Below are 13,013 nucleotides of genomic sequence, written 5' to 3' on the forward strand. Positions count from 1 at the left end.
CGCGTTGATGATGACACAACCAGCAGGACCGGTTGAGCTCGTTAGTTGGAGGAGGTTCACCTCTTCCCTATCGCCTGCCCGCTGAAGGTATTTATTCCCGAGATGCCGTCCGTCCCGACACGTCACACCGATCCCCGTCTTCCACACAGAGGATGGCGAGCTGGTTATATACCGTTCCCGCTCCGCCATCAGTTCGAGCCTCCACAGGAGTACAGCAATGAACAGCCCCGACATCTCAGTGCGCAACCTCTGGAAGGTCTTCGGACCCGGGGGCGAGAAGATCCCCAATAATCCAGAGCTCTCGGCCCTCAACTCAGCGGAGTTACTGGCGCGCACGGGATGCGTGGCAGCAGTCCGCAACCTGAGCTTCGACGTCGCCAAGGGCGAAGTCTTTGTGGTCATGGGGCTTTCAGGATCCGGTAAATCCACCCTGATCCGCTGCCTGACGCGGCTGATTGAACCTACCTCGGGGGAGGTCCTGGTGGACGGAAAGGACGTCCTGCAGGCAGGCATCGCCGAACTGCGCGAACTTCGGCGGCGGAAGATGTCGATGGTGTTCCAGCACTTCGGTCTCCTCCCGCACCGCACCGTGCTGGATAACGTCTCCTACGGCCTGCAGATCCGCGGCGCGGCCAAGAACGAACGTTACGCCAGGGCGCGGGAAATCATCGAGTTGGTTGGCCTGAAAGGCTACGAACGGCACTATCCGGACCAGTTGTCCGGTGGAATGCAGCAGCGCGTCGGACTAGGCAGGGCCTTGGCCGGCGACCCGGACACCATCCTCTTCGACGAACCCTTCTCCGCCCTGGATCCGCTCATTCGCCGGGACATGCAGGCGGAAGTCATCCGGCTCCACAAGGAGATGGGCAAGACCATGGTGTTCGTGACCCACGACCTCTCCGAGGCGCTCAAGCTCGGAGACCGCATTCTTATCATGCGCAACGGTGAGACGGTCCAGTGCGGCACGGGAGATGAGCTCGTGGGGTCCCCGGTGGACAAGTACATCGAGGACTTCGTCTCCGAGGTCCCACGCGCGGACGTGCTGACCCTGAAATGGATCACCCGGCCCGTCGCACCCGGAACGCCAGGAGACGCGCCGGTCCTTAGTTCCAGGACGGTCATCCGGGATGCCATATCAGCCGTGATGCGCTCCTCCTGCCCCGTCCTCGTGGAGGATGCCGGCAAGATCACCGGCCAAATTGACCGCGACAGCATCCTGTCGGTGCTGCAGCCCGTGGAAGCAGCGGCCTAATGTCCACGCTCGTCCAAGAACGCACCACCGTCCAACCCGCCCCGGCGCGCGCGCCGCGTCGCCGGCCCGGCAAGCGCACCATCCTGCTGGCCAGTGCGGCCGTCGCGTGGCTCGTGGGATTCCTTGTCCTGCATGGCACTTCCACCCTGACCTTGCCCGCCTCCGAACTGACGGACCTGCACCGGTCCCTGAACCAGTTCAACGCCTGGGTAGCGGCGAACCGCGCGGACAACCCCGTCTTCCTGTACGTCTTCACGCCCCTGCGTGCCGCCGTCGACGCCGTCGCCAACGTGTTCATCACCACCTTTGCGGCGAGTCCCACAGGCCTGCGCCTGCCCGAAATCGGCTGGCTCGGAACCGTGGGCCTGCTGGGCTGGACTGCCTTCGCAGCAGGTAACGCCCGCGTCGCGTTGCTGACTGTCGCCGTCTTCACTTTCTTCGGCCTCCAGGGCCTGTTTCTCGAAGCCACCTACACGTTCGCACTGGTCCTCACGGCCGTTTTGCTGACCCTCCTGGTCGGGATCCCACTCGGCATCCTGGCCGGCGTCTACGGCCGGGTGGCCAAGGTGATCACGCCGGTGTTGGACTTCATGCAGACCCTGCCGACATTCGTGTACCTGGCACCGCTGGCGCTGGTCTTCCTCATCGGACCGGCCTCGGCCGTCATCGCCACCGTGATCTACGCTGCGCCACCTGTAATCCGCCTGACTGCGCACGGCATCCGCGCCATCCCGGAAAACACCCGTGAAGCCTCCGACTCCCTGGGCACCACGGGTATGCAGCGGCTGGTTACCCTGCAGCTTCCCATGGCCCGGAGGACAATCGTCATGGGAATAAACCAGAGCACCATGGCGGCCCTGTCCATGGTCACCATCGCGGCGCTGATCGCAGCGCCCGGACTTGGCCAAGTGGTGGTAAGGGCCCTGCAGTCGCTCGACGTCGGGACAGCCGTTAACGCCGGGCTCTCAATCGTCCTGCTCGCAATCGTGCTGGACCGGGTCACCACCGCCGCCAGCCGCCGCGCGGACCCGGCAGCGGCCCGGAACCGCAGGGTTTCCCGCAGGACCAGGTACATCCTTCTTGGCATCACCCTGGCACTGGCATTGGTCATGGTGCAGCTTTCCCGGACCATGCTGTGGGCAGCCGCGTTCCCCAAGGATCTGAACATCGGCCCCGCGATCGTTCAGACCGTAGCGGCAGCCAGCCAGTGGATGCAGACCAACCTCTCCCTGTTCACTGTGTCCTTCCGGGAAGCCGTCACCACCGGAATCCTCAACCCGTTCCAATCCCTGCTCACGGACACTCCCTTTTACATCCTCGTGGCCGTCATAGCCGTGGCAGCCTACGCATTGGGCGGCTGGAAGCTCGCTGCCCTGACCACGGCATGCTTGGGCGTGATCATCTACCTCGGCCTCTGGAGCGACTCCATGGTCACCCTGGCCGGCACCTTGGTGGCCACCGCTGTGGTCATGGTCCTAGGCATCATCTTCGGTGTCGCCATGGGCCGGTCCGAACGGGTGGACCAGATCATGCGGCCACTGCTGGATGCTGGCCAGACCATGCCGGCCTTTGTCTATCTTGTGCCCTTCCTGGGCCTCTTCGGCGCCACCCGCTTCACAGCGATCATCGCCGGCATCATCTACGCCGCCCCTGTCGCCATCAAGATCACCGCTGACGGCATCGCCGCAATCTCTCCCACGGTTGTCGAAGCCGCCGTCGCCAGTGGTTCCACCCCGTGGCAGGTCATCACCAAGGTCCAACTTCCGATGGCCAGGCAGACTCTGGCCCTCGCCGCCAACCAAGGCCTGATCTACGTCCTGGCCATGGTGGTGGTCGGTGCGCTCGTCGGGGCAGGCGGCCTCGGATACGACGTCGTCGCCGGCTTCGTCCAAAGCGCGCTCTTCGGCAAGGGCCTCGCCGCAGGCGTTGCCATCGTCTTCCTCGGCATCCTGCTCGACCGGATGACTCAGGCCGCCGCAGCAACTCCTGTGCGGAAGATCCCCACAACCAGAACCCGAGCAACCTAACCGTATGACCCGCCCTGCGCCCGCCAGGGCACGGAGGACATCTAGGAATTCCCCCCAACAAGGAGACCTAACAAATGAAAAAAGCTGGACTGTTGTTGAAACGAACCCTGCCGGTGATGGCCGGAGCCGCGGCTGCCGCCCTGCTCCTGGCAGGCTGCGGGAGCGCCTCGGTGAACCAGGTGAATGCTGCAGGGGGGACCTCCGCGACGCCCTGCGGAACTGTCAATGTCGCCATGAACGCCTGGGTGGGGTACACGGCCAATGCCGCTGTGTACAGCTACGTGGCAAAGAACAAACTCGGCTGCACCGTGGTCCAGAAGGACCTCAATGAGCAGATTTCCTGGCAGGGATTCGCCTCCGGTGAGGTGGACGTGGTCATGGAAAACTGGGGCCACGCTGACTTGGCGAAGCAGTACATCACGGATCAAAAAGTGGCTGTCGACGACGGCCCCACCGGCAACGAAGGCCACATCGGCTGGTACGTACCACCATGGATGGCGGAGAAGTACCCCGACATCCTGGACGGCAAGAACCTGAACAAGTACGCCTCCTTGTTCGCAACCTCCGAGTCCGGCGGCAAGGGGCAGGTCCTGGACGGTGACCCCGCTTTCGTCACCAATGACGAGGCCCTTGTGAAGAACCTGAACCTTGACTACAAAGTGGTGTTCTCCGGTTCGGAGGCGGCCTTGATCCAGTCCTTCCGGACAGCACAGCAGAATAAGACGCCGCTGCTCGGCTACTTCTACGAGCCACAGTGGTTCCTCTCCGAAGTACCGCTCAAGAAGGTCAATCTGCCGGCGTGGACCCCGGGCTGTGACACGGACGCCGAAAAGGTGGCCTGTGATTACCCCACCTACAAGCTCAACAAAGTGGTTTCCAAAAAGTTCCAGGACAGCGGATCGCCCGCGGCCAAGCTGGCCAAGAACTTCCAATGGACTAACGCGGACCAGAACTCCGTGGCCACGGACATCCAGGGCGGCATGACGCCCGAGGCCGCTGCCAAGAAATGGGTGGACGCCCACCAAGACGCCGTAAAGACCTGGCTCAGTTAGGCGAGACCGTCCATATGGTCTGACAGGCAGCTCTCGCAGGACCGAATGCTGCTTGTTTCACGTACATCAGAAAGTCACCCTTCCAGGAATCCTTGGGAGGGTGACTTTTTGCATGGAAGCCTAAGCCGGCCGGATCACCTTTCCGGATGGTTCCTTGTACGACGGCTCCTCAGGGGTGGGCGGCAAGGGTTCAAGTTCGTTCTGGATGCGTTCGAGCAACGGAAGGTAGATGTCCGAACTCCACTGCGGACTCGCATGGGTGGGCCGGGCGCCTTGGGTGCTGAGCGCCGGGAGGGCCATGTTGCCACCGAACGCCTTGCTCCAGCCGGCACGGGCAGACTCGTAATTCACGGTGTCATCCGCGGGGTTGCCGAGGAACGCCATTTTGGCCCCGCCGAGCTTGCCGGCGTATTGCACGCCGTCGAAATGGTAGATGTATGCCGACTCCGTTTGGATCAGCACACTGGACGGGGCGATCGGCGAGAGCTGCTCCAATGTCTGGTCCAGGATTTGCCGCCACGTTCGCTCGTCCTTGTGGGCCACCCGCTCCCCCAGCTCGTATCCGCCGCGCACCACGGAGGGAATCCGGACCCCGTTCTCGTAGAGGAACACCACGCCGTCGAACCAGCTCTCGTCCAGAACGTCGGTCCGGTTGAAGGGGCTGGAGTCCAGGACAATCAGCTGCACCTGGACGCCGTACAGTTCCAGAAGCTTGGCTGCAACCTGGGTGGCCACCATCCCGCCGAAGCTGTGACCGTAGAAATACAGCTTCTGGAGCTTGAGGGCACGCACGTGCAGGATGAGTTCGCGGACGATCTCGCCGACGTCCAACCCCAGATTGGAATATCCGACGGCGGCCATTCGGCCCCGCTGATGCAGCGCGGGACGCAGTGAGTTCAGTATCCACTGGGCCTCCTCCCAGCTGGTTTTGAAACCGGGAAAGAGGAACCAGCTGGCGTTCGGAAAGTACAGGTCCGAGAAGGAGTCCGGGACCGGAAGGATTTTAGTGGTCCGGCGCTCGGCTTGGACGTGCCGGGTGAAGAGCATGTCCGCTGCGAGCGCTACCGAAGCCCCGGCGGAAACGAGGAACCTGCGGCGGGACAGTTTCTTGAGGCGGGCGGCATACGGCAGGATCCGCGCCCAGTCGCCCTGCTCAACCGCCTCGTCCGGAGGGTTTCCGGGGGTTGCAGGGGCCGGCGGCAGGAGGCCTTTTTCCACCTCCGGCTCTGCAGGCTGTTTGCCTACTTGAAGGTCCACGGAGCAAGCATAGGCTTCAGCGCGGCCGCCTTACAGTCCCGCGACCGTCCCGTTCGGAGTCCCGATCCGGCCTCAGTCGAGTCCCAGCTCGTCCTTGCCGAAAGCGAACAAGTACGGCACCCCGGTCTCAGCCTCGATCTTCTCTTTTGCACCGGTATCGCGGTCCACAATGACGGCGACAGCCACCACGTTGCCACCGGCTTTACGGACGCCTTCGACGGCGGTCAGCGCGGAACCCCCGGTGGTGGAGGTGTCCTCCAGGACCACCACGTTGCGTCCTTCCACCGAGGGACCTTCAACCTGCCGGCCCATGCCGTAGGACTTCTGTGCCTTCCGGACAACGAATGCGTCAACGGCGCGGCCGGCGTCGGCAGCAGCGTGCATCACAGCGGTACCCACGGGGTCAGCACCCATGGTCAATCCCCCTGCGCACTCAAGGGGGACACCGGCGTCGTCGATCATTGCCAGCATGACCTGACCTACCAAACGGGAGGCCTCATGGTGCAGGGTGATCCGGCGGAGGTCAATGTAGTAGTCGGCTTCCTTGCCGCTGGAGAGGATGACCTTTCCGTGCACCACAGCGAGCTCTTTGATGAGTTCTAGCAGGCGGGCACGGGCGGCAGCAGTGTCAAGTGCAGGGGAACTGGTGGAAGTCATGGTTCCTAGTTTAGAGGGCACCGGAGGTAGGGATGGCCGGGCGCCCGGCCAGGCGGTTGGAACCGGGGGCCGCGGCCGTTGCACGGATCACCAGACCGGGATTCACGATGTGCTGCCGATGGTCCTCGCCCCCGCCCAACTTTTGCAGCAACGCTTCCATGCACCGGCGCCCGAGCTGTTCGAAGTCCTGCCTGACGGTGGTCAGGGGAGGCAGGAAGAAGGCGGCCTCAGGCTGGTCGTCGTAGCCCACTACACTCATGTTCTCCGGCACCTGCAGTCCCGATTCATGGACGGCCCGGAGCGCGCCCAGAGCCATCTGGTCGTTAGCGACGAACACTGCCGTGACCCGCTGCTGCCGGACCAGCTCCTGCCCTGCCCGATACCCTGACGCGGCATCCCAGTCACCTTGGAGTAACACCTCCGGCTCCAGCCCCGCGTTGATGAGTGCCTCCTGCCAACCTTTGACACGCTCCGCGGCGTCGATCCAGTGGGGCGGTCCGGAAATATGCCCGATGCGCTCATGGCCCAGGCCAATCAGATGTTCGACGGCGAGGCGGGCTCCCAGCCTTTGATCCAGGGATGCTCCGGTCAACTCGTTCCCTGTGCCGGCGCCCACGGCGACCATCGGCACCGGCACGGACACTTCGCGCAGGGCAGCAAGGACGTCCGGGTGTGGCACAAGGATGACTATCCCGTCCACGGACTGGTTCCGGAAATGGGCCATGGCGCTGTTGACGCTCTCGCCGGTGACTTCCCGCAGATTGGCGATACTGACGAAGTAGCCGGCTTCCCGGCCGGCCTGTTCCACGCCCAAGAGCGTGTTGGCGGGCCCGTACTGGCTCGTTTCACACGCCAGCACGCCAATGGTCCTGGAGCGCCGGGTCACCAAGCTCCGGGCAGCGGTATTGCGCCGGTAACCCAAGCTCGCAATCGCCGATTCCACCCGTTCTTTGGTCTTGCCGCTCACATTGGGATGGTTGTTCAAGACCCGCGAAACGGTCTGATGGGAGACACCGGCCAGCTTGGCGACATCACCCATGACAGGAGGCCTGGCAGGGGTTACACCGGGAGACATCCGAACCTCGCTGTCTGTTGTCGCTGTCTGTTGTCGCTGGGATGGTGGCAGTGCGGCCCGCACCCCGCCGTGCAAACAGGGCGGGATGCGGGCCGTTGGGAGTTGCCAGGCGCTACTTCGCGTCGGCACCCACGGGCTCTGCTGTGGTCTTCGGCACCGTTTCGGTGGCCGGGGGTGTCGTCTTCCACTTGAACCGCCTGGTCAGCGACGAGCCGCCACCGGATCCGGAGCGGTTCTTGTTGAAGATGTCGAAACCTACGGCGAGGAGGAGCACCAGGCCCTTGATGAGCTGCTGGTAGTCCGTTCCAAGGCCCAGGATGGACATGCCGTTGTTGAGCACGCCCATGATCAGGCCGCCGATCATGGCTCCGGCGACCGTGCCGATGCCGCCTTGGACGGCTGCACCACCGATGAAGGCTGCGGCGATGGAGTCCAGTTCAAAGCCTGTTCCGCCAGCCGGCTGTGCCGAGTTGAGGCGGGCAGTGAACACGAGTCCGGCCAAGGCCGCCAGGACACCCATGTTCACAAACAGGCGGAACGTCACCCTTTTGGTCTTGATGCCGGAGAGCTCGGCTGCGTGGAGGTTGCCACCGATTGCGTAGGTGTGACGGCCGAAGATGCTGTTGTTCATCAATGCCGAGTAGAGGATGACCAGCACAGCCAGGACCACGAGCACGATCGGTGTGCCGCGGTAGCTGGCAAGCAGGAAGGTGATGATGAGCATCAGTACCGCGATGAAACCGTTCTTGACGGCGAACCAGGCCATCGGTTCATTCTCCAAGGCGAACTTGGTGCGGACTCTGCGTTCCTTGATTGCTTGGAACAGGATGGCCGCCGTACCGCCCACACCGAGGATCACCGTGAGCCATTCGAGCACGGAGGTGCCCCCGGAGATGTCGGGCAGGAAGCCGCCACCGAGTGCACGCAGTTCGTTGGGGAAGGGGGTGATCTGCTGGTTCTTCAGCGTGATGAGGGTCAGGCCCCGGAAGATCAGCATGCCCGCAAGGGTGACGATGAACGCTGGAATTCCCACGTAGGCAATCCAGTAGCCTTGCCAGGCTCCCACCAGTGCGCCCACCAGCAAGCACGCAGGGATGGCTGCCCACCACGGCCAGCCCCACTGCACGATCATGACGCCGGCTACGGCGCCAATGAAACCGGCCACCGAACCGACCGAGAGGTCGATGTGCCCGGCAATGATGACCATCACCATGCCGATGGCAAGGATCAGGATGTAGCTGTTCTGGACCACCAGGTTGGAAACGTTTTGCGGTTCCAGCAGGATGCCGTTGGTGAGGACCTGGAAGAGCAGGACGATCAGGATCAGGGCGACGAAGATGCCAACCTGGCGGAGGCGGCTTGTGAGGAAGCCAAGGGATTCTCGTAGGGCGGACATGTTCGCTATTCCTTCTCTTTGGTCATGAAGTGCATGAGGGTTTCCTGGGTGGCTTCGGCGATGGGAACCTCGCCCGTGATGTGCCCTGCTGACAGGGTGTAGATCCTGTCGCAAATACCCAGGAGCTCCGGAAGTTCCGAGGAAATCACAATGACGGCCTTACCTTCCGCTGCGAGTTGGCCGATGATCGTGTAGATCTCGAACTTGGCGCCGACGTCGATCCCCCGCGTCGGTTCATCCAGGATCAGGACGTCCGGATCGGAGAACATCCACTTGCTCAGCACCACTTTTTGCTGGTTGCCGCCGGAGAGCTTGCCTGTAATCGCAGCCACCGATGGTGCCTTGATGTTCATGCTCTTCCGGTAGCGGTTGGCGACCGCGGTTTCCTCGTTCTTGTCCACCCAACCGCCCTTGGCCAGCTTTCGCAGGGACGCCATGGAAATATTCCGCTTGATGTCTTCGATCAGGTTGAGCCCGTAGTGCTTCCGGTCCTCGGTGGCGTAGGCGATGCCGTGGCCGATGGCGCCGGAAACAGTGCTGGTGTCGATCTCCTTGCCGTATTTGTACACTTTGCCTGAGACCGCGCGGCCGTATGTCCGGCCGAAGACGCTCATGGCCAACTCGGTTCGGCCAGCGCCCATGAGGCCCGCGAGTCCCACTACTTCGCCCTTGCGGACATTCAAGCTGGCGCCGTTGACTACCATCCGGGCGTGATCTTGGGGGTGCTGAACGGTCCAGTCCTCGATGCGCAGCACCTCCTCGCCAATAACCGGGCTCCGCTCGGGATACAAGCTCTCGAGGTCGCGGCCCACCATGCCGCGGATGATGCGCTCTTGGGTGATCTGGCCCTGATCCAGCCGCAGCGTTTCAATGGACTTTCCGTCCCGGATGATGGTGACGGCGTCGGCCACTTTACGAATCTCGTTGAGCTTGTGGCTGATGATGATGCAAGTGACGCCCTGGCCCTTGAGGTGCAGGATGAGGTCCAGCAGGTGGTCCGAATCCTCATCGTTGAGTGCTGCGGTGGGCTCGTCCAGGATCAGGAGCTTCACCTCTTTGGAGAGCGCCTTGGCGATCTCCACCAGTTGCTGCTTGCCGACGCTGATTTGCTGGATGGGTGTGACCGGGTTTTCACTCAGTCCCACCCGTGCCAGCAGCTTGGCCGCTTCCAGGTTGGTCTTCCGCCAGTCCACCCAGCCGTTAGTGGCCAGTTCGTTGCCAAGGTAGATGTTCTCGGCGATGGACAAGTACGGGCTCAGAGCCAGTTCCTGGTGGATGATCACAATTCCGCGCTTCTCGCTGTCCGAGATGCTGGAGAACTCGCAGGGTTCGTTTTCGAACAGGATGTCGCCGTCGAAAGTGTTGTGCGCATACACGCCGGACAACACTTTCATCAGGGTGGACTTCCCGGCTCCGTTTTCGCCACAGATGGCGTGGACTTCACCCCGGTTGACGTCCAGGGTGACGTCCTGAAGGGCCTTCACCCCTGGAAAGGTCTTGGTGATTCCTCGCATTTGAAGAATGGGTACGTTCATCGTCAATTCCCACTGACTGTTTGAAAGCTTGGCCGATCCGAGGATTCGGAGGCTCTTGGGAAGGTTGTGGCCCCGCCGTGCTGGACGATAACGAACAGGACGACGGGACCACAACCGTGGACGTGCTTACTTACTTGACGTCTGATGCCTTGTAGTAGCCCGAGTCAATGAGTTCCTTCTGGTAGTTGTCCTTGGTGATGATGACGGACTTCAGAAGGAAAGCCGGGACAACCTTGACCTTGTTGTTGTAGGTCTTGGTGTCGTTGGTTTCCGGTTGGCCCCCCTTGAGGACCGCGTCGACCATCTTCACGGCCTGCGCGCCAAGCTGGCGGGTGTCCTTGAAGATCGTGGAGTACTGCTCGCCGGCGATGATGGACTTCACCGAGCCCTTTTCGGCATCCTGTCCGGTGACAACCGGCAGGCTTCCGGTGGAGTAGCCACCGGTGCTGGTCAGCGCCGAAATGATACCGATGGACAAGCCGTCATACGGAGACAGGACGCCGTTCAACTTGGTTCCGGAACTGTAAGCGGAGGTGAGGATGTCTTCCATGCGCTTCTGGGCAACAGGGGCCTGCCAACGTAGGATCGCTGCCTGCTCAAACTTCACCTGGCCGCTGGGGACCTTCAACGTGCCTGCATCCAGGTATGGCTTCAGCGTGTCCATGGCGCCGCTCCAGAAGAAGTTGGCGTTGTTGTCATCCGGGCTTCCTGCGAACAGTTCAACGTTGAACGGGCCCTTGCCCACTACCTTGTTCCCGCTCTTGTCCAGGAGACCAAGACCGGTCAGCAACGAGGTGGCCTGCTGAACACCCACGGTGTAGTTATCGAACGTGGTGTAGTAGTCAACGTTCGGCGTTCCGTTGATGAGGCGGTCATAGGCAATGACCTTGACGTTTTGTTCCTTGGCCTTGGCCAGGACATCGGTCAGCGTAGTGCCGTCAATCGCTGCGATGATGAGCGCCTTGGCGCCCTTCGTCAGCATGTTTTCGATCTGGGAGACCTGGGTGGGGATGTCGTCATTGGCGAACTGCAGGTCAGTCTTGTAACCGAGGTCCTTCAGGGATTTCTCAACGTTGGCGCCATCGGCGATCCAACGCTCGGACGTCTGGGTGGGCATCGAAATGCCAACCAAGGAATCGCTGGGCTTGGCGGTGCTGCTTGAGTCTGCAGCAGCCCCTCCGCGGCTTCCGCCACAGCCCGTGACTCCAACAGCCAGGGTCAGGACAACCGCTACGGTGCCCAGGAGTTTCTTCAATCTCACGTTGCTCTCCTTCCGCGGCAGCATCGCCGCGAACTCTGATGCAGCCGGAGCATCTGCGCGTCCGGCAAAGGTGAAGCTTTGTGTTCCGTGGCCCAGGGGTGCCACGTGCCACATCAAGGTAGTGCGAATGCCATTGTGAACGCTAACATTACCGGCAGTCAAGTGCTGCGCATCACAAAATGGTCGCGGACTACCTCCGCAACTGAGAGTCTTGACTTGAAAGGTTGTTAGCGTTCACAATTTGATGGTTCGGCACACCCGCTCACCAATCGTGAACAGTGCCGTCAACGAGGCGGTTGTAGGGCAGGTAGGCCTGCTGGTACGGGAACGCTGCGGCTGCTTCCTCGTTGAACTCGACGCCGATGCCGGGTTGGTCGCCGGGGTGCAGATAGCCGTCCTTGAACGTCATGGACTGCTGGAAGACCTCGTTGGTCTTGTCTGAGTGCTGCATATATTCCTGGATGCCGTAATTGTGGATGGCCAGGCCCACGTGCAGTTGGGCGGCGAAGCCCACCGGGGAGATGTCAGTGGGGCCGTGGAAGCCCGACTTGATCTGGTACTGGGCGGCGAAGTCCATGACTTTCTTCAAGGGCGAGATGCCGCCGAAGTGCGTTGAGGCTGCCCTCACGTAGTCGATCAACTGTTCCTTGATGAGCGTCTGGTAGTCCCACACTGTGTTGAATATTTCGCCGATGGCCAGAGGAGTTGTGGTGTGTTGGCGGACCAGGCGCAGGCCTTCCTGGTTCTCGGCCGGTGTGCAGTCTTCCAGCCAGAAGAGGTCATAGGGCTCCAACGCTTTGCCGAGTTTAGCGGCCTGGATGGGCGTCATGCGGTGATGTCCGTCGTGGAGCAGCGGGATTTCGGGGCCGAACTCGTTGCGGACGGCTTCGAAGACGGTCGGCAGGTGGCGGAGGTAGGCGCGGGTGTCCCAATCCTCTTCCAAGGGGAAGTTGCCACGGCCGGCAGGCTCGTAGTCGTACCGTTCACCGGACGCCTGTGCTTGGGCGGCCACGCCGTAGACGGCCTTGATGCCCGGGACGGCGGTCTGGATGCGGATGGACTTATAGCCCAGCTCAAGATGTTCGCGGACGGAGTCGAACAAGGAGGGGATATCGGATCCGGAGGCGTGCCCGTAAGCACGCAGCCCGTTCCGGGAAGCACCGCCCAAAAGTTGGTACACCGGCATAACGGCAACCTTGCCCTTGATGTCCCATAAGGCCATGTCGACGGCGGCAATGGCGGCCATGGTGACCGGGCCGCGGCGCCAATACGAACTGCGGTAGAGGAACTGCCAGGTGTCCTCGATCCGGTGCGGATCCTTGCCGATCAACAACTGTGCAACGTGTTCTTTAAGGTAGGCGGCAACGGCAAGCTCACGGCCGTTGAGCGTAGCGTCGCCAATGCCTGTGACGCCGTCCTCCGTGGTGATGCGGAGCGTTACAAAGTTGCGGGAGGGGCTGGTCACGAAGACTTCAGCGGCGACGATTTTCATGGTTGAGGG

General features: G+C 62.0%; 10 protein-coding genes. 3 read left to right on the forward strand and 7 right to left on the reverse strand.

Annotated features, from left to right (window positions below):
* The first annotated feature begins 217 nt into the window (after positions 1-217).
* The 3 genes from QRN04_RS09495 to QRN04_RS09505 all read left to right on the forward strand — a co-directional run bounded on the left by QRN04_RS09495 (position 218) and on the right by QRN04_RS09505 (position 4,331).
* Positions 218-1,252, forward strand: a complete 1,035-nt coding sequence (locus QRN04_RS09495; protein ID WP_284975774.1) for a quaternary amine ABC transporter ATP-binding protein — start codon at positions 218-220, stop codon at positions 1,250-1,252.
* Positions 1,252-3,279 (forward strand): ABC transporter permease, encoded by a 2,028-nt coding sequence (locus QRN04_RS09500; protein WP_284975775.1) that lies wholly within the window; start codon positions 1,252-1,254, stop codon positions 3,277-3,279. Before QRN04_RS09495 ends, QRN04_RS09500 begins: the two co-directional genes overlap by 1 nt.
* Before the next feature lie 74 nt (positions 3,280-3,353).
* Positions 3,354-4,331 (forward strand): ABC transporter substrate-binding protein, encoded by a 978-nt coding sequence (locus tag QRN04_RS09505; RefSeq protein WP_284975776.1) that lies wholly within the window; start codon positions 3,354-3,356, stop codon positions 4,329-4,331.
* Positions 4,332-4,451: 120 nt separating this feature from the next.
* Here QRN04_RS09505 and QRN04_RS09510 read toward each other — a convergent pair whose 3' ends face one another.
* From QRN04_RS09510 to manD, 7 genes are all read right to left on the reverse strand, one after another.
* On the reverse strand, positions 4,452-5,588 hold the full coding sequence (locus QRN04_RS09510) for a thioesterase domain-containing protein (protein WP_284975777.1): 1,137 nt from the start codon (positions 5,586-5,588) through the stop codon (positions 4,452-4,454).
* A gap of 72 nt (positions 5,589-5,660) precedes the next feature.
* Entirely contained in the window at positions 5,661-6,245 is a 585-nt protein-coding gene (gene pyrE / locus QRN04_RS09515; protein WP_284975778.1) for an orotate phosphoribosyltransferase, read from the reverse strand.
* A gap of 10 nt (positions 6,246-6,255) precedes the next feature.
* Entirely contained in the window at positions 6,256-7,284 is a 1,029-nt protein-coding gene (locus QRN04_RS09520; protein WP_284975901.1) for a LacI family DNA-binding transcriptional regulator, read from the reverse strand.
* 148 nt (positions 7,285-7,432) lie between these two features.
* Positions 7,433-8,716, reverse strand: coding sequence for a multiple monosaccharide ABC transporter permease (gene mmsB / locus QRN04_RS09525; protein ID WP_284975779.1), 1,284 nt, complete (start codon positions 8,714-8,716; stop codon positions 7,433-7,435).
* Positions 8,717-8,721: 5 nt separating this feature from the next.
* Entirely contained in the window at positions 8,722-10,251 is a 1,530-nt protein-coding gene (mmsA, locus tag QRN04_RS09530) for a multiple monosaccharide ABC transporter ATP-binding protein (protein ID WP_284975780.1), read from the reverse strand.
* Between the two features lie 130 nt (positions 10,252-10,381).
* Positions 10,382-11,512: a multiple monosaccharide ABC transporter substrate-binding protein gene (chvE, locus tag QRN04_RS09535; RefSeq protein WP_350224930.1), complete on the reverse strand. Its 1,131-nt coding sequence runs from the start codon at positions 11,510-11,512 to the stop codon at positions 10,382-10,384.
* 262 nt (positions 11,513-11,774) lie between these two features.
* Positions 11,775-13,004, reverse strand: a complete 1,230-nt coding sequence (gene manD / locus QRN04_RS09540; protein ID WP_284975781.1) for a D-mannonate dehydratase ManD — start codon at positions 13,002-13,004, stop codon at positions 11,775-11,777.
* Positions 13,005-13,013 lie beyond the last annotated feature (9 nt).

Source organism: Arthrobacter sp. efr-133-TYG-104, assembly GCF_030208915.1.
GTDB lineage: Bacteria > Actinomycetota > Actinomycetes > Actinomycetales > Micrococcaceae > Arthrobacter.